Genomic DNA, 25,670 nt, shown 5'->3' on the forward strand with positions numbered 1-25,670 from the left:
TGGATTCCATGAAGAAAAAAAAGCTTGTTTTCATAATAATAATAATAATTGTGTTGATCATCCTTGTTTTTACATTTATTATTAAAAAAAATAAGGCTGATTACACAGCTCAAGAGCGTGAATGGATTAGTCGAAATAAAGATGAGATTTTCTTTATGGGATACTATAATTCCTCTGGAGAAGCTCTTTTTGTTAAGAAGCTTTGTGAGATTTTATCAAAGGAAACAGGGCTAAATATAGTACCCTATGAGGACACCTGGGACAACACAATGTTGCTTTTTCAAAGAGGTAAGATTCCCATGGCTTGTACACTAGACATAACCACGGAGAGACTTAAGTATACCAATTATACAGCATCATTAAAAAGCTTAAGTTCAGGTATTTATTCTTGTTTAAAAAATCCTATAAACAACTATGAAGGCATTAAGGGTAAGAATATTGGTGTAGTAAAAAGTGTAAAATTTCTTTCTATGTTTAAAGAAAAATATAAGGGAATATCCTTCAATACTATTTTATACGATGATGTAGGGTCTATGATTAATGGACTTAAGAGCCATGAAATAGATGGTTTCATTTCCACTAAAAACTACGATTGGTCCACCCGTGATTTATACTACTTTAACATTCCTACCATTTCAAAAGACAATAACCATATAGGCGTACATAAGAATTATCCTAAGCTCCATAGTATTGTTACCAAAGAGGTGGATCACTTGATTGATATAGGATGGAGTGACACCGTAAGAGAGGCCATAAACTTTGAGATTGAAAAACAACACTTGCCTTTTAATGAAGTGGAAATGTCATATCTAGAGACAAAACCTATTATTACCATTGGGATAATCAATGACAATATTCTATGTGGATATAAGAAGAATTATTCAGTACATGGGATTATACCAAATGTTTGTGAAAAGATCAAATTTCTTACGGATATAGAGTTTGAATATGTCTTTGATAGTTATGAAAATCTCCTTGAAAATGATCGTGTAGATTTAATAGCAACCTCTAGTTATGATGATAAACATTATATTTATAGTAATCCTATATTTACCTATACAGTTTCAGTGTTGGGCAGGCAAGATATGCCCTTCGTAAGAGAGCTTTATGATCTTGAACCATATAGGATTGGGGTTCTTTCAGGTGGCAATCAAAATGATTATCTTATACAGCAAATGCCTCGGATTGATATACATAAATATGATGATTTCACACAGCTTCTTGATTCGGTAGAGTCATTAAAGAGTGAATATGTTGTTTTACCAAATGTTATGGTTGATGTATATATATCACAATCCCAAGATTTAGATAAAAAAGGCATCCTATACGAAAGCTTTACTTATATGATGGCAAAAGATAATACTAATACATCTTTAATCAATATAATAAATAAGTGCTTGGCGGTCGTAAATATAGAGGATATTATGAGTAAAGAAGTAGACGAATTGGCCGATAACAAACCAAATAATAGAGTGCAGCTAATAGCTGCAATGTGTGCTATTGTAGCATTGTTAGTGGGTATTATTAATCTCGCAATTAAAAAGCGTATAATGGAGCTTAACCTCATGTATACAGATAGTTTGACAGGTGTTCATAATAGGCTTTGGATTGATAAGGAACTAAAAAAAGGTATCAAAGAATATATTTTTTTTGCAGTAAAGCTGAAGGATTTATTTATGTTACACGAATGCTATGGTGAGGGTATTTATGAAAAAACATTAAGGACAGCTATCAAAGCCATACAAGAAAATCTAAAAAGAAAAGATCTTTTTGCCATTATTGACAAAGAAAAGTTTGTTATTGCAAAAGCCCATATAACTGATTATGAAGGAGAGGTTTTTGCCCGTGAATTAGCTAGGATTTTCGGTGAAAAAATCCTTATATATGATATGAGTTACGATATTAAGGGAATTGTTGGATGGACAACTATAGAGGATGATATCAATAATTTTGATGCGGTAATAGAGTGTCTTAATATAGCTAGTTATTTTGCAGAGAAAGAAGATAAAATTGTTCGTTACAGCTATGAAATATTCAGTAAATATAAGGATAGATTTGAGTTTGACAAGCAGTTTGTAAGTTCTGTAATGAATGAAGAATTAGAATTATTGTATAGAAATGTTTATGATGAAGATGGCAAAGTTTTTGCATTGGACACCGCTGTTACATGTTATCTAAAAGACTATGGTCACTTAAACAGCAAAACCTTTTATGAAGCTACAAAAAGGCTTAGTCTCCAAGGCCAGGTGGATGTAATTGTACTCAAAAATATAATAAAGCAATTAAGAAAATGGAAAGAACAAGGGAAAATGGTACGTGTACTGGTTAGCTTACACGATGAAACAATAGCAAAATATAGTTTTATACCTTGGCTTGTAGACATCATGAATGGCCTTGAAAATATGAATATTATGATTAAGCTAGAAGATAAAGCTTTAGAGGATCATATGGAGCAGCTTATATTTCTAGAGCATAAAAGCATCGGCTTTGTATTTAAAAACTTTGGTAATAATGTATTGAATATGGTAGAAATGAGAAGCTTTCCTGTAGGCATTGTTTGTATAGATAATGATTTTATACTTAATATTGGTGAGGACAAGCTATATGATGAGACCCTGGACTATATTATATCTGTTGCAAAAAAAATGAATCAAAGGATTATGGTTACAGATATTATATCTAAAAATCAGTACGATGCTATTGTTACAAGAGATGTTGATTATATTAGCGGGAATTATATAAATCCATATGTGAGGGGAGATGAGCTGTTACATGAAGATATTGGTTGTTGAGGACAATCGCGTACTTAATGAAACCATTAGGAATTCACTTGTTGAAGATGGCTTCACTATTTTTACTGCTTTTGATGGTAAAACTGCTAAGGAGCAATCCTATAAACAAAGACCCGATATAGTTCTTCTTGACATAATGCTTCCCGATGTCACGGGCTACAATCTTATAAGCTTTTTTAAGAAAAATGGTGACCCTTTGATTATTGTAATTTCAGCCCTTGAAGAAGAGGATACTAGAAGAATAGCTTATGAGAAAGGGGCAGATGATTACCTTATCAAGCCTGTTTCTCTTTTTGAATTAAGATATAAATTAAAGGCTGTAAAGAAAAGGGTTAAAAAGCAGAAATTTGTTTTTGAAGTCGGTGATATCATGTTTGATATAGAGCATTTGGAGCTTAGATGTCAAGGTAATACCATTATACTTCAACACTCTCAGATGGCTTTGTTAAAAAGGCTTTATGATAAGTATTTATCAGGTGAAATTCTCGATAAAAATGAGCTGATTGATGTTCAGGGCATTGGGAAAAGTATGAATTTTAGAATACATACACTTATTGGCAGGCTTAGAAAAAAACTTGTAGAGGTAGGCAGTGAAAAGATCATTATTGATAATGAATATGGGAAAGGTTATAAAATGATAGTTATGAAGTAGGTGACTGTATGAAAAAAGCATTAAAGCTAATAGTCTTGGCCATATTAATTATTTATGTTATTGGTAGGGGTCTTGTTTTTCTTGAATATAATTTTGCTAAAAAGACAGGGTTTCATGGTGTAAGGCAAATTGATATAGATACTAAAGAATTAATCACAGAAAAAATCAGTGCTATCCTTTTTTATTCTGATAGAATTGACATCTTTTCAAGTCAAAAAAAACAGCTTGTATTGTTGGATGTTGGCATTAAAACTAAGTGTAGCTTTTTTAAAAATGGTGATCTTATAAAGCAGAATTACAATCCCTATTTAAAGGGCTATACAGATAAGTTTTATATGAAAATTCCTATACAAAGTAGAGATTATAATGAAGATAATGTTTGTAAAATTGAATTTGAAGTAGTGCCTAGCCTTAAAAATAGTAACAATAGACTGTTTATTGGTGATATGGAGAAGATAGATGAATTTATAAATTTCATGTATATAATAAAAACTATTGTTATATCAACGACTATAGTAGCATTTGGTATGTCCATGTTTATGGGAAATAGAAGGAAAGATATATACTTAATGCTTGTAGGGCCTTTTATGGTATTGAGTCTATTCTATTTTAATATTGGATTGAGTGGTGCTGTGGTTTCTTTAGCCTTTACAAATGTAAATATACTTAGAAAGAGAGAAAAAATGTTATGCTTTATTATTGTTTTGATTATTAGCTTGCTGTTAAAGAAAAATTTATATTTTTTAACTGGTTTATTATGCTTTAAGATATATGATATAGTAAAAAAACATGGTTTAGCCGGTATATTTTCAATGATGTTTTTAGGTGGAATTTATGCAGTGAATAACTTTGAACGATTCAATCCAACAAAGGTGTTAATGGTTTTTTATAAAGAGATATACCTTATCATTTTTATTATTTTTATAATAAGCTACTCAGTTTACTATTTTACTATTTTGTCTAGAAAATATGATAACAATGTGTCTGTGGATTTGCTTAGAGGAATCAGTCATGATTTCAAAATCCCCTTATCTATAATTAAATTAAATACAGAAATTTCTGCTGAAGGCTTTTCTACAGAAGGGAAACGTAACAGTATGCAAGCTTCAACTAATAATGCTATAAAGGATCTTGAAAGAATGATAGGTTCACTTACTATTTACCTTTCAAAAAACAATTATGTCCATAAAGAATTTAATACAAGTGTAAAAGAAAGTATCGAAAAAACTGAGAGAAACTTTAAAAATTACGATGAAAATATTAATTTTGAAGTGAGCTATGACTATGAGGATGTAATTCTACCTATTGACCCAGTTTGGTTTGATAGACTAATTTATAACCTCGTAGATAATGCTTTTAAATATAGTGATGATACAGGTAGAGTCATTCTAGGATATAAGAAAAAGAAAAAATATGCAATTATATCTGTAATTGATACTGGTATAGGAATGACTCCTGATCAACTAAGTAAAATTTTTATTCCCTTTTATAGGGCTGATAAGTCTCGTAGTATTAGTGGTCTTGGTCTTGGACTTTCCGTGATTAAAAATATTGTTGATAGTATAAATGGGAAGATTAAAGTTATTTCAAAAGTAGGGGAAGGTACTACTGTCATTATTGAAGTAAAGGGGAAATAGAAAGTGTAGTTTTTTTACCTCCTAAATACAATGTTGTGATTAACACACTGTCAACATTACTTTTCTTAGTATTATAAAATAAAGATCTAATAGAGAAGTTAAGAAAAGAACATAATATAGATGAAATAGTATTACTAATAAGGTGGTGGAAGAATTGACAAAAAAAACTGGCCCCTATGTCACGCTGATTATTTTATTTATTCTTATTAACTTAGTTGGGTGTAGTAATCCAATGAATGAAAGACAAAGGGTAGATCAATCCAAATTACAACAATCGGAGGTCGGAAACAAGGATATAGAGGTGTTTTTTATAGAACCTAAAACCATGCCAGATACCACTTATATAAAAGTATATAAGGAATTAAGAGTTCTGGAGCTTTATGGAGATAATAGCTTAATAGGTAGATTTAAAATTGCATTAGGAGGATCACCCATAGGAGATAAGAATATAGAGGGAGATTCAAAAACTCCAGAGGGAGAGTATTATATATGTACTAGAAATGATAAAAGCAGGTTTACACTATTTTTAGGCTTGAGCTATCCAAATATTGATGATGCAAAACGAGGACTTGAATCGGGGGTTATAGATGAAGAGACCTTCAGATATGTGAGTAGGGCAATTGAAGAAAATAGACAACCCCCGTGGAATACTCCCCTTGGTGGAGCTGTGGGAATCCATGGTAAGGGAAATTCTCCAGACTGGACATTGGGGTGTATAGCTTTATCCGATGAAGATATAAAAATACTCTGGAGATATGTACCTCTTAAAACAAAGGTAGATATATATAAATAGAAAACTCACAATAAAAGTATCCCCCACATGAAGTATTACACTTCATATGGGGGATACTATAAAAAATTGAGGGGTTAACGTTGTTTAAAATGAATCAATTATGCTGTTATCAAGATTTTTAATGATTTCTACAGCTAGTTTCACAGTGTTTTCAAAGTCTTTATAGGATGCATAGCAATGATGTGTATGCACATATCTTGTAGGAATACCAAGAACAAGAGTAGGAACACCTTCATTTGACAGATGTATCTTAGCTGCATTTGTGCTTCCGGCTACTCTAACTGCATCTTGACAAATTATATTATTTTTCTTTGCTATTTCCTTGGCAAAGGTTATAAGCCTATGATGAGATACATATTGGCTATCCCTATGTCTGATTTGTGGACCACAATTAAGTCCAGATTGCATAGTGTATTTATTGGTATATAAATCATCGGCTGGAGTTCCTTCAAATACTATAGCTATATTGGGTTTAACAACGTTTGAAGTTACCACAGCTCCCCTTGTACCTACTTCTTCTTGTGCTGCTAATGCTCCTACTATATTGGTTGGTAGATTTTCATTTTCCAGTCTTTTTAGTACTTCTATTACAGCGGCACAACCTAATCTATTGTCAAATGCTTTACCCATCATAATCTGATTTTTTTCGTTATATTCAAATTCTACAAAGGGAACTATAGGAGCGGCGATATTTATTTTGAATTCATTAAGTACTTCTTCTCTAGAAGTAGCACCTACGTCTATCTGTAAATCAGTAATTTCTATCTTCTTTTCCTTTTCTGCGGCTGTCATGAAGTGGGGTGGCTTAGAAGTAACAATTCCCTTTATGTATTTTCCCTCTGCATTTTTTACCATTACTAGATGTGCAGGAATATTATGGGCTATCCATCCACCTAAGGGAAGAATGTTCAAAAGACCTCTTTCATCTATGGATTGAACCATAAAAGCTACCTCATCTAAGTGAGCATCTAGCATTACGGTCATTTTATTGCTATCCCTTTTATCTAAATTCAAGTAGCAATTCATCATTGAATCTTTTTTATAAGATAGATCGCCTTTGTAATTATTAACTACTTCTAAAACATTATCCTCAAATCCTGGGGCACCGTAGCAGTTAGATAAATCTTTTATCATTTCTAATGGTTTCATATCTTACCTCCTTATAATTTATTATTTAATTATATTCTTAAGCAAAATATATGCCAACGTAATCTTATTAAAAAATATGCCACTAGTAATGGAAAAAATATTGTATTTAAGAATGGTAAATTTGGACTATATATATTAATATTAAAATAGGTTATTATAATTAACCTAATAGAGATGTTGTTATTTTGAATAAATAAGGAGGAGTATATGAAACAAAATATCCTAGTGGTAGCGGCTAACAATTCGACTAAAGATGCAATGTACCATTATCTTTATAACATTTTTTCAGAGTATGTAAATCTAGATAGTTCCTTGATATCAGAGCTTAATAATGAAAAAGAAAAAAAATATGATTTAATAGTTTTTCCAAATGAGCCAACCGTCAGGACTCCTAAGAAATATATAAAAAGTGATAAAATTATTTTTTGTCATAGAACCTTCAATTATAAGATGATAGACGGGATATTTGATTTGCAGCCGAATTCAGATGTATATTTTGTAAACGATAATGAATATGTCGTGGAGGAAGCCATGGGGCAATTAAGGGATATGGGAGTGATCTATTTTAACTTAATACCCTATTATCCTGGATGCGAAGTAGATACTAGTATTACCAATGCTATTACACCGGGAGAAGCTCAATATGCACCTAAACATATAAAGCGAATTATTGATTTAGGTAGTAGAGTCCCTAGTATATCCGATGTAAGTGAAATTGCACAAAAGCTCAATTTACCCATTAAGATAATAAATTTCGTTACAGCGGAATATCTTAAGAGCTTTGCCAATATAGTTAGAAATTCCAATATACAACTTAAGAAGCTATTTAAAACACAGCAAATACTTAAAAATGTTTTTAATAATATAGATGAAGGAGTCTGTCTTATAAATCATGATGGAATAGTTAAAATGGCTAATAATAAGTTTGGAGATATACTGTGCTTAGCAGATATGAATATAATAGATAGAAATTTATCGGATATTTTAAAGGATAACGGTGTGAAATTTCAAATAGATGAGATTCTTAAGGATAGTAAAATAATTAAAAATGCAAATAGGAAGGATGTATTGATAAATAGCTATGAATTACATGGATTAAGTGAAAATTCCTACTTGATTTATGCAGATTATACTGAGACCATAAGCAATAAGGAATTTATAGTAAGGAAAAAATCTGATTATAAAGGTGTATTAAAGAAATATTCCTTTGAAGATTATATTACCTCTGACTCAGCCACACAAAATATGATAGAGAAGGCCAAGAGAATATCCCATAATAGTGCTTGTGTACTAATTCAAGGGGAAAGTGGTACTGGGAAAGAGATAATTGCACAATCAATACATTATGATTCTTCGAGAAGAAAGTATCCCTTTATTCCTGTTAACTTTGCAGCTATTCAACCAAGTCTTTTGGACAGTGAATTATTTGGATATGTAGAAGGTTCCTTTACAGGAGCTAATAAGGGTGGAAGTAAGGGTCTGATTGAAATGGCCCATAAGGGAACTGTATTTTTTGATGAAATAGGTGATGCTCCTTTGAGCTTTCAAGTTAGGCTGCTTAGGGTGTTACAGGAGAAAGAGATTAGAAGGATAGGAAGCTCTGAAAGAATACCTATAGATGTAAGGTTTATTGCGGCTACTAATAAAAATCTATTTGACATGGTGGCCAAGGGGAGGTTTAGAGAAGATTTATTCTATAGAATTAATGTTATGCCCATCGATACCATACCTTTGAGGGATAGAAAGAGTGATATTTCAACAATGTTTAATAACTTTATTAAGGAGTATTTTAATGACTATGACATAAAGCTTGGAGACGTATGTACTGATGAGGTAATAGAATATCTTATGGGATATAGCTTTAGGGGGAATGTTAGAGAACTAATAAATTTAGTAGAGTATTTTTCCTGTATAAAGGGAGCAAAAAAGATAGGCTTATCGGAGCTTCCTAAGTATATGACAAGGGTAGATCCAGAGCCTGTAAAGTCTCTCACAGAGTATGAATACAATATACTAGGAGTTATAAATCAAAGTCCTAAGATAGGTAGATATAAAATTTATGAAGCTTTAAAGTTAAACAACAGTGATATAACAGAAAGTAAGATCAGAACCATCTTAAAGAAGCTGCAAAATGATAAATATATAGTCATAAATAATACTAGAGGGGGTTGTGAAATTACTTATCTAGGAAAGATGATATTAAGGAGCATTAATAATAAATGATGCTATTAGGTGAATTTAAATTCTTTTAAATAACCTAATACGGTATAAATGTTGAGTAAAATAAGAATGCATAAAGATAAAAAACTTATCATATTTATAAAAAATATTTATGAAGAGTTATGGATTGGATGCGGGATTTATGTTGAATATTCATAATTTTTCTATTGTATAAATGAAAAAGCTTAATTTTAAGATTATGAATATTTACACAATTTTCCTATAACCATTTTTTTTGAAAAATGGCATGAAATTTGCTTTTTATTATGTATGGACATCATATCATTAAACTTTGTATTAGAACTATAAATTGATGGAGAAGGAGAAAAATTATGCATAAGTACATTTTAAAGAGAATTGTCATGTTGATTCCTGTCTTAATAGGAGTAACCTTTCTAGTATTTTTTATAATGGCACTTAGGCCAGGAGACCCAGCGGTTATCATATTAGGGGATGGGGCAACGGATGAGAGTGTCGCAAAGCTACATGAGGAGTTAGGATTGGACGACCCTTTGGTGGTGAGATATGGAAGGTATATGGGCGGTCTAATAAAGGGTGACATGGGGAAATCCTATAAAAATCAACTGGATGTAATGGAGCAGATTCTAGACAGGTTTCCAAATACAGTACTACTTGCTGTAACAGGAATGCTTGTATCTCTTCTTATAGGAATTCCTATAGGAATTTTATCGGCAAAGAAACAATATACATTTATAGATAATATATCCATGGTTGCGGCACTGATAGGAGTATCTATGCCGAATTTCTGGTTTGGATTAGTAGTAGTTATGATTTTTTCACTAGGCTTAGGATGGCTACCTTCCTCTGGTTTGGGAGAGGGCTTTATAGGAGGCTTCAAGAGTTTAATTCTTCCAGCCTTGACCTTGGGTACAGGGGCTGCCGCTACGGTTACTAGAATGACTAGGTCTTCTATGCTTGAGGTTATTAGGCAGGATTACATAAGCACAGCACGTTCTAAGGGTATTAAAGAGGGACAAGTTACCCATAGACATATGTTTAAAAATGCACTTATTCCTATAATTACCGTGGTAGGATTACAGTTTGGATATTTGCTTGGAGGTGCTGTACTTACAGAAACAGTATTCTCTTGGCCTGGATTAGGAAGATTTATGGTAGATGCCATTAAGACTAAGGATACACCTATAGTACTTGGGACGGTTATATTTATGTCCGTGGTTTTTTCTCTAGTGAACTTAGGTGTTGACATACTTTATTCATTTGTTGATCCACGAATTAAGTCGCAATATAAAGCTAGCAAAGGGGTGAAGTAGTTGGAATCAAGTATAACAAAAAAACAAGAACATAATCAAACTGAAAATCAAACAAAGGAAAGAACTCTGTGGCAAGAAGCCTGGAGAAGATTTAAAAAAAATAAAGCGGCAATGGCAGGAATCGTATTTCTATTGATATTAGCAATACTTGCCGTTGCTACCGTAGCTATTGATATTGGCACAAGTGGCAAAGTATATGACAACTATGTAATTAAGCAAAATATGAGAAGTAGATTAGAGGCACCAAGTCTTAAGCATCCCTTTGGCTTAGATGAATTTGGAAGGGACATGCTGCTTAGAATGATATGGGGAATTAGATATTCCTTATTCCTAGGGGTAGTGGCTATATCTTCATCGGTTGTGGTCGGAGGATTTTTAGGCGCAATTGCTGGATACTATAATAAAGTTGACAATATAATCATGAGATTTATGGATATATTACTTGCCATACCATCTACATTATTGGCAATAGCCATAGTTGCATCATTGGGACCAAGTATTATCAATTTACTTATAGCTATATGCGTATCTTATATTCCTACCTTTGCAAGGATAGTAAGAGCGTCGGTCATGACTATTAAGGATCAAGAATTCATAGAAGCAGCCAAGGCAGTTGGTGCAAGTAATACTAGAATAATATTTAAATATATAATTCCAAATTCATTAGCTCCTATTATAGTACAAGCTACCTTGGGAGTTGCAGGCGCAATACTTTCTATAGCAGGATTATCTTTCTTGGGACTAGGCATAGAGCCGCCTCTTCCTGAATGGGGAGCAATGCTATCTAATGCGAGAACCTATATAAGGGATTCTTGGCATATAACTACGATTCCGGGTATGGGAATCATGCTCACTATATTAGCACTTAATTTAGTTGGTGATGGTTTACGGGATGCATTAGATCCAAGGTTGAAAAACTAGAATTAGGAGAGATAAATATGGATAATATTTTAGAGATAAAGGATTTAGTTATACATTACGAAACAGATGACGGTGTGGTAGAAGCCGTTAATAAACTGAGTTTAAAACTAACTGAAGGACATACTCTAGGAATAGTTGGAGAAACGGGTGCAGGTAAAACTACACTTGCTAGGGGGATAATGGGGCTTATTCCAAAACCACCTGGAAAGGTTAAGAGTGGACAAATACTATACAACGAAAAGGATTTATTGAGTTTTAATGAAACCGAGATGAGAACCGTAAGGGGAAAAGAAATATCTATGATATTTCAAGATCCTATGACATCCCTTAATCCGGTAATGACTGTTGGAGATCAAATATCTGAAGTTATACAAAATCATGAAAACCTTTCAAAAAAAGAAGCGGATAAAAAAGCTAGTGAGATGCTTGAGCTTGTGGGTATACCTGCTGATAGATCTAGGGAGTATCCCCACCAATTTTCAGGAGGAATGAAGCAAAGGGTAATAATAGCCATAGCCCTCGCCTGTAATCCAAACCTGCTTATAGCCGATGAGCCTACTACGGCGTTGGATGTAACTATACAAGCCCAGGTACTGAGTATGATGAAGAATTTAAAAAGTAAGTTCAATATGTCAATGGTACTTATTACCCATGACCTAGGAGTAGTTGCTCAAACCTGTGATTATGTAGCTATTATGTATGCAGGTGAAATAGTAGAATATGGTGAGCTAAGGGATGTTTTTAAAAATACTCAACATCCATATACAAAGGGTCTTTTTGGATCAATACCTAATTTAGTTCATAATGTAAATAGGCTTACTCCTATAGATGGATTTATCCCAGATCCCACAAATTTGCCAAAGGGTTGTAGCTTTAGTACTAGATGTAAATATGCAACGGATTTATGTAGAGCTGAAAATCCAAATGTTTCAAAGGTTAGTGGAGAACATGAGGTTAGATGCTTTATCAACGAAGGCAAAGTAAATGCGGAGGTTAAGTAGATGGTGGATAGAAAAGAAATAGTCAAAGTAAATAATTTAAAAAAATATTTTGATACACCTAAGGGAAAGTTACATGCAGTAGATGATGTATCCTTTAGCATATATGAAGGAGAAACCCTGGGAATAGTAGGTGAATCCGGTTGTGGAAAATCCACCATGGGAAGAGCGATACTTAGACTGTTAGAACCTACTGCTGGGGAAGTTATGTATAATGGCGAAAATATAATAGATTACAACCATAAGCAAATGAAGAAATTAAGAAAAGAGATGCAAATAATATTTCAAGATCCCTTTGCTTCTCTTAACCCTAGAATGTCTGTATATGATACTATTATAGAACCCTTAATTATACAAGGAATCTTTCATAAAAAGGATAAAGAGGGCCTAAGAAAAAAAGTTAAAGAATTGATGAATTTAGTAGGATTAGCAGAAAGACTTATAAATACATACCCCCATGAATTAGATGGAGGTAGGCGGCAGAGAATAGGTATAGCAAGGGCCCTTGCACTTGATCCTAAATTTATAGTATGTGATGAGCCAGTATCTGCGTTGGATGTATCTATACAGGCCCAGGTACTTAACTTAATGCAAGACTTACAAGAACAATTGGGACTTACATATATGTTTATAACCCATGATTTATCAGTTGTAAAGCATTTTTCAAATGAGATTGCAGTAATGTATTTGGGGCAATTAGTAGAGAAAGCACCAGCCGATAAGTTGTTTAAGAATACATTGCATCCATATACAAAGGCATTATTATCTGCGATACCAGTTCCCGATCCTGATTATGATATGGATAGGATATTACTAGAGGGTGAGCTTACATCCCCTATAAATCCTAAACCCGGTTGTAGATTTGCAAAGAGATGTATCCATGCGAAGCCTGAATGTATGGGAAAAAATCCAGAACTAATAGAAATAGAAAAGGATCATTTTGTTGCATGTTATTTAGTTAAGTAAGGAAATCACATTTAGTTGATTCTTTAACGCAATATGTTTGGGGCAATTAATATTATAGAACATACATATTGTGTATAAAGAATTTATATAAAAATCATGCAATTTCTCAAAGTTGATATATAAAATCTTTCATAAGATTTATATATAGAGAGTTCATATAGTAAAACTAAATTTGTACATATCTAGATACTCGATGTTCCTGGGAGTGTTGGATGTGTACAAATTAAATAGCTTTACTTGAAACTCTACAAAGTTAAGAAGTAAAAAAAGGAGGATGAATATGAAGAAGTTTTTAGTACTATTACTAGCGCTAACATTAATCTTAGGGGGATGTGGCGGCAAAACAAACGATGCAGAACAACCAGCATCTAACGAAGGAGCTACTGGCAACGAGGCAGCTGCACCAGCTGAAAAGGAACAAAAGGATACTATAGTTTTTGCTCAAGGTGCAGATGTTACTTCCTTTGATCCACACATTGGGAAAGAGACTCCAGCTATTACTGTAACAGATCAGATTTTTGATACACTTACACTTACAGGTGACGATATGAGTGTTCAACCTGCTATTGCTGAAAGCTGGGAGCAATTATCAGAAACATCTTACAAGTTTAATATAAGAAAGGGTATCAAGTTCCACAATGGTGAGGAGCTTAAGGCTGAAGATGTTAAGTTTTCTTTAGATAGAGCCATAGCATCTAGTTATGTTTCTTATATAGTTAACTTCATATCTGATGTAGAAGTTGTGGATGAATATACTGTAGTTGTAAATACTAATGAGCCATATGCTCCAATTCTTATGAATTTAGCTCATCCAAGTACAGCTATAGTATGCAAATCTGCTGTAGAGGCTGACCCAGAAGCTATTAAGACTCATCCTATTGGATGTGGACCTTATAAATTTGTTGAATGGAAGCAAGGGGATTCAGTTAAGCTTGAAGCATTTGAAGATTACTATTTTGGGGCTCCTGCTACTAAAAATGTAGTTATGAGAGTTATACCTGAGAATGCCCAAAGAACTATAGCCCTTGAAACAGGGGAAATTGATATAGCTTACAACTTATCAGTTAATGACGTTGAAAGAGTTAAAGAAAGCAAGGATTTAGAGCTTTTAACTACAAAAACATCATCAGTAGGTTATATTTCATTTAATATTGAAAAGGCACCATTTAATGATATAAAAGTTAGACAAGCTATTGCCCATGCCATAGACAAGCAGCTTATAGTAGACACACTTTTATATGGTCAAGGTTCTACAGCTAATTCTGTAATATCAGAGGTTGTATTTGGTGGTGTAGAAGGATTAGAAGGATTAGGATATGATCCAGAAAAAGCTAAAGAGTTATTAAAAGAAGCAGGTATAGAAGAAGGTGCTGAATTTACTATATGTGTTAATGATAACCAAGTAAGGATAGAGACTTGTCAAGTAATACAAGGAATGCTTAACGAAGTTGGGCTAAACTTAAAAATTGAAGTTCTTGAGTTTGGGGCTCTTATTGAGAAAACAACTAACAAACAACATGATATGGCATTCTTTGCTTGGGTTACATCTACTTCAGATGCTGACTATACTTACTATCCATTATTCCATTCAAGTATGCATGGGGCTCCAGGAAATAGAAGTTTCTACAACAATCCTAAAGTTGATAAACTAATAGAAGATGGTAGAAGTAATGCTGACTATGCAGAAAGAGAAAAAATCTATAAGGAAATAGCAGTAGTTTTAGCCGAAGAAGTACCATCTTTACCAATATTCTTCCAAAATATGAGTGTTGGAATTAGAAAAAATGTAGAAGGCTTCACAATCAATCCTATTGGATATCACAAATTACATACTGTAAAGGCTTATAAATAAAGAGAAGGGATCTGAAGAAATGAGATTAGCACACATTTCTTGGAAAAAAGCCGAGGAGTATTTTAAGAATAATGACACTATAATCATTGGTATAGGAAGCATAGAATGTCACGGAACCCATATAGCGCTTGGAACTGATACACTTATTCCAGACAAGATTTTAGATATAATGGAAAAGGATACAGATGTTTTGATAGCTCCAACCGTTCCCTATGGTGCCTGTGATAGCTTAGTAGAATTTCCAGGAACTATAAGTTTATCTGAGGATGGCTTATATATAGTTATGAGAAGAATTGTCGATAGTCTTATTAAACACGGAGTAAAGAAGTTTGTATTTCTTAATGGTCATGGTGGAAACATGTCTACCCTTAAAAAAATATGTTTGGAATTAGATACAATTAACTGTATAGGCACTGTAGTGAATTGGTGGCTGCTTGCAGGTGAGATAAATCCTTCATGGAAGGGTGGACACGGAGGTGCAGAAGAAACCTCGGCCGTTATGGCAATAAACCCTGATTTTGTGGATCTAAGTAAGGTAGAGCCAATGACATTTAAGAATGTATCCGATGGTTTACCACAAACAGGCTTTTATGATGTGGATTTTAAAGGTATCAATATGACTATACCAAGAAAAATAAAAAGCATAACAAATAATGGATGGATAGGTCCAGACCATCCAAGTAATGCATCCGTAGAATGGGGTGTAGAGATGCTTAATACTACTGCTAAATTTATTGCAGAGTATGTAGAAGAGTTTAAGAAGATTGAGATTGATACATAGGATATTAGCAATATTAAAAAAACAGTGAAATTTTTGCTGTTTTTTTAATGCCATTCTTTATTGAAATTAGTGGAAAAGGAAGAAGGATGTATATGGGACAATTAGTATGTGGAGGAATAGCCCCCCATGGATTTTCAATTATTGAAGAGCTGTCTGGAGATGAGTATGCACTATTTAAGCCTACTAGAGAAGCAATGGAGGAATTAGGTAAGATAATAATTAGTGATAAGCCCGATACTATAATCCTATTAACACCCCATGGATTAAGACTTAAGGAATATAATGCAATATATACAAGCGAATATTGTCGAGGCAAACTAAGTGCAAATGAAGAGACAGTTAGATTAGAATATAAATGTGACAAAGAATTAGCTCAAAAAATCCTAGAAAAGGCTGAAAATGAGCTTATACCCTCCGTTGGATGTAACTTTGGAGCTTTAGGAGGAAGAGCATCAAATATAGAAATGGATTGGGGCACCCTTATACCCCTATGGTTTTGTAAGGATGAAGATTATAAACCCGAAATAGTTGTTATAGGACCCACTAGAGAAATATCCTTAGAAAAATTGGTCAAATTAGGAGAACTGATCGGTGAAGCTTCTATAGAAAGCAATAAAAAAGTAGCCTTGATAGCCAGCGCAGACCAAGGACACTGCCATGATCCAAAGGGACCCTATGGTTTTGATGAGGCTTCTAAGATATATGATGACATTATTTCAGATATCATAAGGGAAGACAAGCTTGAAAAGCTTTTAGATATAGACATGGAACTGGTTGAAAAAGCTAAGCCCGATAGCCTATGGCAAATGCTCATTCTATATGGAGCTTTAAAGGTTTCCCCTATGGCAGGAAAGCTGTTATCATATGAAGTTCCTACGTATTTTGGTATGACTGTTGCGAGCTATAGATGATATAAGGGATGTTGGATACCTGTGAAAAAAATTTAAGTTATCAATAGAGCAAATTGCATAATTACCATATATATTATGCAATTCTGCCAAGTAAGAGTTATGCAATTTCCTCAATAAAAAGAAAATGTGACATAGGAAATGTTTTATTCGTAAATAGACTATCTATGCTTATTGCGAGAATATTTCTATGTCACATTTAATATGGTATATATAAGCCTCACATATTCTTTTTTATAGAAATTTCTTTTGAACTATAGAAATTATAAATTATTTCACCCACTTTACTCATATAGAATTTTCCTTCTAAGTTATCTTTAAGTTGATTAATTAACATAACAACAATTATTGGATTATTATTAATTATAAGAATTCCAGCATCGTGGGTAACACCGGTTATTTCACCTGTCTTATGGTAAAATGGTACTTTTACTGGGTCTATTTCACCCTTATTAGTTTTACATTCACGACAAATATTTTTAGACTTAATTAATGAACCACAATGTCCGCAGGTAGTTAAATATTTAGATATTCCATCGTTAAATTGTTGCTTTCCAAGTATTTCTAAGGCTTTTTCTGCTAAATCTTTTCTTAATACCCTTGGGCTCATAAAATTTTCTAAAATTATGGCAGCATCCCTTGCAGTTGTATAGCTATATACACCAGGGATTACCCTCATCAATTTTCTTGCAGCTAGGGTATTGTTTATTCCTAATTTTTTGATAGAAGTATTAATATTGTCTTTACCTAAAATATCATAAAGCATGTTTGTAGCCGTATTGTCACTTACATCTATCATGAGACTCAATAAATCCTCCAGGGTCAGCTCTATATTATCGTGTAATAGATGAAGAACTCCGGCACCTCCTACTTTTTCATCGGAAGAAAGATTAAATGCGGTGTCTAGCCCCAATACTCCATCCTGAACTTGCATCAGTGCTTCATAAAGATAATAAAGCTTAATAATACTTGCTGAATGGAATCTTTTTTCTTCATTAATTTTAATTATGCTGTTGCTTTTTAAATCCTTAATGTATAATGCATAATTACCATCTAGTGTCTCTAAATAACTTAAAAGTTCAGATCTTAATGAATTCATATTATTCTCCTTTAAGGCAGATTCAAAAATAGACTAGTCATCTCACCGGTTATTTTGATTATTTTCTTCATATGCCTAAATTATTTGTATAGGGTTTTGAAATATCCCACTTTATATATTACTTGCCTCTAAAAAAGTGATGTTTCTATTGTCGGCATCTAATTCAACCTCTACTCCCATTGGGAATGTAGGTTGTGGATAATTATGTCCGGCTCTAAAGTTACTCAGTGTAGGTTTATTGAAGGGCACAATAATTTCTTCAAATATTTCATCAAGACTCAAATCCTGAAAAGAATCGGCTTTTAAATCCGGTTTGCAATTTGTAAAAGTACCTAAAATGATGCCCCTGCAATCTTGAAACTTTCCGGCTAGGGACAATGACATAAGCATTCTGTCTATGCAATAATTATCTTCTCCTACTTCTTCCATAAAAAGAATTTTATCCTTAGTATCTATTTCATAGGGGGACCCCAAGGTAGATGCCAATAGTGATAAATTACCCCCAATAATTTTTCCCTTGGCAATTCCAGGTACTAAGGTTTTGAAATCTTCTCCACTTGGATTTTTAAGCAAATTTAGTTTTTCATTACTAAATAAAGAAAGCTTTAAGTAATTTTTTGTATAGGGATCTAGGTCCTTTATCCATCCCGCTGAAGCCATGGGACCATGGTACGTAACCAGTTTACAAATTTTATTGAAAGCCATATGTAATGCTGTTATATCGCTATATCCTAAGAAATATTTTGGATTATTTTTTATCAACTCGTAATCAATTAAATTTAATAACCGTGGTGTTCCGTAGCCACCCTTTAAGCAGATAATACCCATAATTGTAGGATCTTTAAATGCATCGTTTATATCCTTGGCTCGAATTATATCTGTACCAGAAAGGTGACCATGATAGGAATAGCAGCTGGGATATATAATGGGATCTAGACCCATTTTTTTCACTGCTTTTTCTGCCTTTAATACATTTTCTTCAGTGGTTGGAGATGATGGTGCAATGATGGCAACTCTATCTCCAATATTAAGTGCTTTAGGTTTAATCATAACTCTATCTCCTTTGACTATTTTATTTTACCATTTGGTGACATTTGTTAAAGCTTGTAATTTTTGATACTATAGAGGAAATTGCATAACTCTTACCTGGCAGAATTGCATAATATATATGGTATAGTTCTTAAGGTTTTTTAACTATATATAGTAGATAGTTTTTGCAGAAGGTAATTATGCAATTTGCTCTATAAATATAAAGTAGCAAAATATATGCCAAAAATAAAAAATATAAATAATTTCAGATGGATTAAAATGGGGGGATAATCTTGGGTTCTATGAGTATACATTTTTCCGATATCGAAGATGCCATGAATGAAGGCTTAATATTTATTGATACTGAGGCTAATATTAGATTGTATAGTGATAAAGTAAAGGATATATTTGGGGTTAGGAGAGAATGTACCTATGAACATGAAGAGGGAACTGTGGAAACAGGAGATATAATAATTATGGCAACCACGGCATTTGGGGCCGATGACGGAGGTCTGCGGCCAAGGGATTTAAAATGTATTGGTGTAAATCCATCTGAAGTCAATGCTGATTCAACAGTATTGGTTGTTGGAAAATATGGAGGGAAAGAAAATACAGCTTATTTGAAAACAAGACCCTTTAGTTTTACCGCAGACGATTTCGAGCTAAAACGAGTTGTTGATGGATTGGATATAGAGATTAAAGTAAGTTACATAAATAAGTATATAGGTATTTATGTGGATAAAGTGGTTTATGAAAATTACTATAATAATGATTTTGGACATATGGTTATTATAGATGGGTTAACTAAGAAAATGAAATTTTATCAAAGCATTGGATATACTGTTTGGAATGAAGATATAAAAAGTATATTGAATGGAGGCAGATTTAAAAGGAAGATAAAAGGAATAAATGAGTTAGATGTTTTAGGCAAACATATTTTAGAAGCCCATAATTCGTCGGAAGCTATAATGGATCTAATTAAGTGTTCTAAGGGAAGTAGAAATACATATAGGGGTAAAATAACTAAAATCAATGGAATAAGTGTATTATGCGGAGTTAAAGGAATAGCTGAAACAGGGGCTTTATTGCTTTTAGAGGATATCCCTAGGATAAAAAATATAGAGAAACAATGTAATATTGCTTATAAGAGGTTAGAAAAGGTTGAGGCTAAACTAGGGGATAGAAAGGTATACTCTAAACTGTTTCCCAAATTTGTTGGTTCCAGTGAAGGAATCATGAAGATAAAAAAGCTGGCACTTAAAGCTAGTAATAGTAATTCAAATTTATTGATTCTAGGTGAAAGTGGAACGGGAAAAACCATATTAGCAAGGGAGATACACGAAGCCAGTGATAATAAAAATAAACCATTTATACATGTGAATTGTAATTCTATTCCTGAAAATCTCCTTGAAAGTGAGCTTTTTGGATATGACAGGGGAGCATTTACAGGGGCCAATGTTAAGGGGAAAAAGGGATATTTTGAAATGGCCAATGGAGGAACTCTATTTTTAGATGAGATAGGAGATATATCTAAAAATATGCAGGTAAAGCTTCTTCAAGTTATTCAAAGTAAGAAATTTTATAAAGTCGGTGGTAACAAAGAAATTAATGTGGATGTAAGGATTATTGTGGCCACAAATAGGAACTTAGAAGAGGAAGTCAAAGAAGGCAATTTTAGGGAAGATCTGTACTATAGAATAAATGTATTTCCCATTCATATAATTTCATTAAGGGACAGAAGAGAAGACATATATGAATTAGTAGAATATTTATTGCCTAAAATATGTGAAAGAGTTGGTACGGAGTTAAAGAGAATATCCGGGGAGGCCTTAAACAAATTGATGATTTATACTTGGCCGGGGAATATTCGAGAACTTGAAAATGTTTTAGAGAGGGCTGTAAATCTCTGCGATGATAGGAATATTTTATCGGGTCATATAAAGGTAAATGTGGATAAATATCATAGAGCATCGTATATCAACTATATTAGACCCCTCAAAAAAACCTTACACGAAATAGAAAGGGAAGCAATTAGAAATGTTATGAGATATACAGAGGGCAACAAAAAAGAAGCTATGAGTATTTTAAAAATGAAAAAATCTAGCTTCTATCAAAAAATCAAAAATATATAATTCCAAAATTATGGAATATATAAACCATGTAAAATTATCCCTAGACATAAGTGAATTACATACAATTATATTAGAATCCAAAATTAAGGATATTACAATTGATACTATTCCAATAATTTGGAAAAGAACAATTAAATGGGTTGTACGCCCCTTTTTTTAGATTATTTATTCCGAATTTTCGGAATAAATATTTTTTTTCACACCTCAAAGCCTCTAAAATACTTATCAGTAATTTTGGTATGTAAATTGCAATATATTATATTGAGTTCTAAGTAAATCTCAATTGAGGAAATTGCATAACTCTGACTTGGCAGAATTGCATAATATATATGGTATAGGTTTGGAGATTTTAAAACTATATATAGTAGATAGTTTTTGTAATAAGTAATTATGCAATTTGCTCAATTAATAAAAATTATACTTGAGGAGGGTAATATGAGAAAATTATTATGTGTTATTTTAGTATTAATGTTATTGATTACTGGATGTAGCGGTACAAGTGGTAATGCCACAGATGCCAGTAATACTAGTAATCCTAGCGATTCGTCGGCAGAATCAAATGCTGATTCCAAAGAAACGGAAAAGGGTATTACATATTCCGATAAGCAGGAGTATGTAGAGGCATACGCAGATGAGATCACTACTATTAATTATTTGGTTACATCCAAAACAAGTGAATTTGGATTAGCTGCTAATCTTGTAGATACTTTAGTGGATTATGACAGATATGGAGTTATGATACCATGTTTAGCAAAGGAGTGGTCTGATTCCGAGGATGGTTTGGTATGGACATTTAAATTGAGAGAGGGAGTCAATTGGCTTACCTACGAAGGTGAGGTTTATGCTGAATTAACTGCACAGGATTTTGTGGATTCTCTTAAATATATATTTGAAAAAGAAAACGGGTCAAAGACGGCAAATATAGCATACGGAGTAATCAAGAATGGAGAGAAATATTATAATAAAGAGATCACTGACTTCTCACAGGTAGGAGTAAAGGCAGTTGACAAATATACATTAGAGTATACTCTAGAAAAGCCGGTTCCCTATTTTGAATCAATGCTTACATATGCATGTTTCTTTCCCGTAAATGGAAAATTTCTAGATGAAATGGGTGAGAGATTTGGTACTACCAATGATACCCTCCTTTATAATGGAGCTTATTTAATGTCTGAATTTGAACCTCAAAATAGAAGGATTTTAGTTGCAAATAAAGATTATTGGGATAAAGAGAATATCCATATTCAAAAGATAAAGTATAAATATAATAAGGAAAAAGCAACAATAGCACAGGAGCTTTATCAGCGTGGAGAAATTTCTTATGTTGAGATTCCCACAGCTTCAATAGATGCATGGATGAATGATCCTAAGTTAAAGGATAAGGTAAGGCCAGCCAGACCTAGCTTTTATACTTATTTTTATGCATTGAACTTTAATCCGACCTTTGATGAAGTTTATGATCCAGAAAGTTGGAAAATAGCAGTTAATAACAAGAACTTTAGAAAGGCTATATTCCATGGCTTTGACAGACTTGCTGCAATAGTTACGGCTGAGCCCTATAGCCCTGAAAACAAGATGCTTAATACAGTAACACCGAAGGGTTTCGTAGCCCTGGGGGGAAAAGACTTTACTGAAATGCTTGATTTGGTAGATATAAGTAAAAGTGATTCATATAATGTGGATTTGGCTTTGGAATATAAGGAAAAGGCAATGAATGAGCTAAGTGATAAAGTGGAGTTCCCTATAAAGATGATGATTCCATACAATACTAAGAAAACCCAAAATACCCAAAGGGCTCAAGTGGTTGAACAGCAATTAGAAAGAACTCTAGGAGAAGATTTTATAGATATTTATATAGTTCCATTTCCACCAACGGGTTATTTATCTAATACTAGGCGTGCTGGTAACTATTCACTTCAACAAGTAAACTGGGGACCAGACTATGCAGACCCTGAAACCTATACAGATATGTTTGTACCAGGCTCTAACTATAACTTCCCAGAAATGTGTGAAGAAGTAAACGAGAATGGTGAAAAAACCTTTGATGTTTATATGAAGCTAATTAATGAAGGAAAAAATGAAATGGTAGATTTACAAAAGAGATATGAGTCCTTTGCCAAAGCCGAAGCCTATTTGATCGAGGAAGCTTGGGTTATACCTTATGGGGTGGGTATCGGTAGTGGTAGTGGTGGATATGTATCATCATTATTGAATCCATTTGAAGAATCGTATTCTCCATTTGGGGTGGCAACAGAAAGATTTAAGGGGCAAAGTATATTATCAAAACCTATGAATACTGAAATGTATTTTGCAGAGAAAGAGAAATGGGAAAAGGAGAGAGTTAAGGCTTTAAAGAAAGCAGGGGAATAGAAGAATTATGATCTTACCAAGGCTTGAATAATAGATTCAAGCCTTGAGATTATTAACAAGCTTATCAGTTAAAAAGCTTTATGGCCTCAAGGTTTGAATCACAAATACTTTTAGTAAATAACAATATAAGGGGGCACCTATAGTGCTTAAGTATTTCATAAAAAGATTTTTAAGATCTATTTTGACACTTTTCATGGTTATAACCGTGGTGTTTTTGCTTATGCGTTTAATGCCTGAAGAGGGTTATTTTGGAGAACAGGGAATAGATAAATTGGATTTTGAGCAGAAGGAAGCTATATTAGAGGGTATGGGCTTAAGAGATCCTCTACACACCCAGCTTAAGAACTTTTATTTAGACTTAGCTAGGGGTGATTTAGGTGAATCCATAGTCTATAGGCCCAAGGTTCCCATAAGTGAAATCATAGTTAAAAAGATACCCTATTCAGTATATTTTGGTTTAGTGGCCCTTGGAATTTCGTTGATTTTCGGTTTGTATATGGGTGTGGTCATGGCTAGGGAAAAGGATAGGGTTAAGGATAAGCTGGGAACCGGATATGTAGTATTCATTCGAGCTGTTCCCCCTATAGTTTATTATCTATTTATCCAGATTTATATAACAAAGCTATTAAAATTACCTATATTATTCGACATAGATGAACCAATGAGCTGGATACTGCCGGCAGTATCCATGTCCTTGGGGAGTATAGCAGGCTATGCTATGTGGATGAGAAGATATATGGTGGATGAACTAAATAAGGATTATATTAAGCTGGCTAGAGCAAAGGGGCTAAGCAATAGAAAGATTATGATTAAGCATGTAATGAGAAATGCATTTGTACCAATGGCCCAGTATTTACCGGCATCTATACTATTTACAATATCAGGCTCCATATATATCGAATCCCTATTTTCAATTCCTGGAATGGGTGGATTGTTAGTTGATGCTATCCAAAGGCAGGATAATAATTTGGTACAAGCACTGGTACTTATATATTCTTCCGTGGGAATCATAGGATTATTTTTAGGAGATATGCTAATGGCATTAGTTGATCCAAGAATCAAATTACAAAAGCATGGAGGGGGAAGATGATGAGAAAAAACCTAGATATGATGGCCGAAAGCATTGATCTATCATTATTTGAATTCGCCCAATATGATGAGAGTACAGCGGAGCTAACGGGATATTCCAATTACTCCTATTGGCGTTCAACATGGAATGTTTTTATCAAGAATAAAACAGCTATGATATTAATGACAGTAATGCTTATCTTGATTACATTCACAATAACTCAACCCTATCTACCAAGTCAAAAATCTCCTACTGAAATATATTTAAATGAAAAGACAGGTATGCAGCTAAGGAATGAATCTCCAGGAGCTGACTTTTGGTTTGGAACAAATTCCATTGGGCAGGACCTTTGGGCTAGAATTTGGAGTGGTACGAGAACCTCACTTTTTATTGGCCTTGCCGTTGGATTATGGGAGCTGATTTTGGGGATTACTATTGGAGCCCTTTGGGGATACATAAGGAAGCTAGATGCAATCATAACCGAAATATATAATGTGATAACTAATATACCCACTACCATAATCTTAATACTATTTGCATATATTATGAGACCCGGGCTATCTACTATTATTTTTGCCATGTGTGTCACTCGTTGGACGGAAATGGCTAGGTTTGTTAGAAACCTAATTATTATTATCAGAGATCGTGAATACAATCTTGCATCGAGATGTTTAGGAACACCGGCTAAAAGAATCATATCGAAAAATCTTTTACCATATTTAGTATCTGTAATCATGCTGCGTTTAGCTTTAGCTATACCCCTTGCCATAGGATCAGAGGTATTTTTGACTTATATTGGTATCGGATTACCCGTTGATATTCCTTCCCTTGGGAATCTGATTAATGAGGGGCGTGTATTTATGATGGTGCCTTCACTACGATATCAATTATTATTTCCTGCAATAGTTTTATCCATTATAACAATTTCATTTTATGTAATAGGAAATGCATTTGCAGATGCGGCAGATCCTAAAAATCATATTTAGGAGGTAAAGTATGAATATAAAGTT

The 25,670-nt window shown here is 33.3% G+C and carries 19 protein-coding genes; 16 read left to right on the forward strand and 3 right to left on the reverse strand.

What is annotated here, in order from left to right:
* Window positions 1-8 precede the first annotated feature (8 nt).
* The 4 genes from N4A68_20135 (at window position 9) to N4A68_20150 (ending at window position 5,874) form a co-directional block, all read left to right on the forward strand.
* Window positions 9-2,792, forward strand: a complete 2,784-nt coding sequence (locus N4A68_20135; protein ID MCT4566610.1) for a transporter substrate-binding domain-containing protein — start codon at window positions 9-11, stop codon at window positions 2,790-2,792.
* Window positions 2,773-3,444 carry a response regulator transcription factor gene (locus tag N4A68_20140; protein ID MCT4566611.1) on the forward strand — a complete coding sequence of 224 codons (672 nt, stop codon included), beginning with the start codon at window positions 2,773-2,775 and terminating at the stop codon, window positions 3,442-3,444. Before N4A68_20135 ends, N4A68_20140 begins: the two co-directional genes overlap by 20 nt.
* Window positions 3,445-3,452: 8 nt before the next feature.
* Window positions 3,453-5,081 carry a HAMP domain-containing histidine kinase gene (locus tag N4A68_20145; GenBank protein MCT4566612.1) on the forward strand — a complete coding sequence of 543 codons (1,629 nt, stop codon included), beginning with the start codon at window positions 3,453-3,455 and terminating at the stop codon, window positions 5,079-5,081.
* Window positions 5,082-5,235: 154 nt separating this feature from the next.
* The gene (locus N4A68_20150) at window positions 5,236-5,874 is read left to right on the forward strand and encodes a L,D-transpeptidase family protein (GenBank protein ID MCT4566613.1); all 639 of its coding nucleotides are present in this window, start codon (window positions 5,236-5,238) and stop codon (window positions 5,872-5,874) included.
* Window positions 5,875-5,958: 84 nt separating this feature from the next.
* On the opposite strand, the gene N4A68_20155 is transcribed toward N4A68_20150, so the two are convergent.
* On the reverse strand, window positions 5,959-7,023 hold the full coding sequence (locus N4A68_20155) for a M20/M25/M40 family metallo-hydrolase (protein ID MCT4566614.1): 1,065 nt from the start codon (window positions 7,021-7,023) through the stop codon (window positions 5,959-5,961).
* Between the two features lie 207 nt (window positions 7,024-7,230).
* Between N4A68_20155 and N4A68_20160 the strand changes: the two genes are divergently transcribed.
* The 8 genes from N4A68_20160 to N4A68_20195 all read left to right on the forward strand — a co-directional run bounded on the left by N4A68_20160 (window position 7,231) and on the right by N4A68_20195 (window position 16,964).
* On the forward strand, window positions 7,231-9,246 hold the full coding sequence (locus tag N4A68_20160) for a sigma 54-interacting transcriptional regulator (GenBank protein ID MCT4566615.1): 2,016 nt from the start codon (window positions 7,231-7,233) through the stop codon (window positions 9,244-9,246).
* A 329-nt stretch (window positions 9,247-9,575) separates the two neighbouring features.
* Entirely contained in the window at window positions 9,576-10,535 is a 960-nt protein-coding gene (locus N4A68_20165; protein ID MCT4566616.1) for an ABC transporter permease, read from the forward strand.
* Window positions 10,536-11,456 carry an ABC transporter permease gene (locus N4A68_20170; protein ID MCT4566617.1) on the forward strand — a complete coding sequence of 307 codons (921 nt, stop codon included), beginning with the start codon at window positions 10,536-10,538 and terminating at the stop codon, window positions 11,454-11,456.
* Window positions 11,457-11,473: 17 nt separating this feature from the next.
* Complete coding sequence (locus tag N4A68_20175) at window positions 11,474-12,457, forward strand: ABC transporter ATP-binding protein (GenBank protein MCT4566618.1); 984 nt, start codon at window positions 11,474-11,476, stop codon at window positions 12,455-12,457.
* Complete coding sequence (locus N4A68_20180; protein ID MCT4566619.1) at window positions 12,458-13,420, forward strand: ATP-binding cassette domain-containing protein; 963 nt, start codon at window positions 12,458-12,460, stop codon at window positions 13,418-13,420. It abuts the gene before it with no gap.
* A 280-nt stretch (window positions 13,421-13,700) separates the two neighbouring features.
* Window positions 13,701-15,272: an ABC transporter substrate-binding protein gene (locus N4A68_20185; protein ID MCT4566620.1), complete on the forward strand. Its 1,572-nt coding sequence runs from the start codon at window positions 13,701-13,703 to the stop codon at window positions 15,270-15,272.
* Between the two features lie 19 nt (window positions 15,273-15,291).
* Window positions 15,292-16,053 carry a creatininase family protein gene (locus N4A68_20190; protein MCT4566621.1) on the forward strand — a complete coding sequence of 254 codons (762 nt, stop codon included), beginning with the start codon at window positions 15,292-15,294 and terminating at the stop codon, window positions 16,051-16,053.
* Between the two features lie 92 nt (window positions 16,054-16,145).
* Window positions 16,146-16,964 (forward strand): hypothetical protein, encoded by an 819-nt coding sequence (locus N4A68_20195; GenBank protein ID MCT4566622.1) that lies wholly within the window; start codon window positions 16,146-16,148, stop codon window positions 16,962-16,964.
* 217 nt (window positions 16,965-17,181) lie between these two features.
* Here N4A68_20195 and N4A68_20200 read toward each other — a convergent pair whose 3' ends face one another.
* Both N4A68_20200 and N4A68_20205 read right to left on the reverse strand, forming a co-directional pair.
* The gene (locus tag N4A68_20200; GenBank protein MCT4566623.1) at window positions 17,182-18,060 is read right to left on the reverse strand and encodes a class A beta-lactamase-related serine hydrolase; all 879 of its coding nucleotides are present in this window, start codon (window positions 18,058-18,060) and stop codon (window positions 17,182-17,184) included.
* 111 nt (window positions 18,061-18,171) lie between these two features.
* Window positions 18,172-19,110 carry an LD-carboxypeptidase gene (locus N4A68_20205; GenBank protein MCT4566624.1) on the reverse strand — a complete coding sequence of 313 codons (939 nt, stop codon included), beginning with the start codon at window positions 19,108-19,110 and terminating at the stop codon, window positions 18,172-18,174.
* A gap of 281 nt (window positions 19,111-19,391) precedes the next feature.
* Here N4A68_20205 and N4A68_20210 point away from each other — a divergent pair, with 281 nt between their 5' ends.
* The 4 genes from N4A68_20210 to N4A68_20225 all read left to right on the forward strand — a co-directional run bounded on the left by N4A68_20210 (window position 19,392) and on the right by N4A68_20225 (window position 25,646).
* Window positions 19,392-21,221 carry a sigma-54 dependent transcriptional regulator gene (locus N4A68_20210; GenBank protein MCT4566625.1) on the forward strand — a complete coding sequence of 610 codons (1,830 nt, stop codon included), beginning with the start codon at window positions 19,392-19,394 and terminating at the stop codon, window positions 21,219-21,221.
* Between the two features lie 435 nt (window positions 21,222-21,656).
* The gene (locus N4A68_20215) at window positions 21,657-23,591 is read left to right on the forward strand and encodes a peptide ABC transporter substrate-binding protein (GenBank protein MCT4566626.1); all 1,935 of its coding nucleotides are present in this window, start codon (window positions 21,657-21,659) and stop codon (window positions 23,589-23,591) included.
* 142 nt (window positions 23,592-23,733) lie between these two features.
* On the forward strand, window positions 23,734-24,681 hold the full coding sequence (locus N4A68_20220; protein ID MCT4566627.1) for an ABC transporter permease: 948 nt from the start codon (window positions 23,734-23,736) through the stop codon (window positions 24,679-24,681).
* Entirely contained in the window at window positions 24,678-25,646 is a 969-nt protein-coding gene (locus N4A68_20225) for an ABC transporter permease (protein MCT4566628.1), read from the forward strand. The genes N4A68_20220 and N4A68_20225 overlap by 4 nt, the downstream gene beginning before the upstream one ends.
* The last annotated feature ends 24 nt before the right edge of the window (window positions 25,647-25,670 follow it).

Source organism: Maledivibacter sp. (assembly GCA_025210375.1).
Classification (GTDB): Bacteria; Bacillota; Clostridia; order Peptostreptococcales; family Caminicellaceae; genus JAOASB01.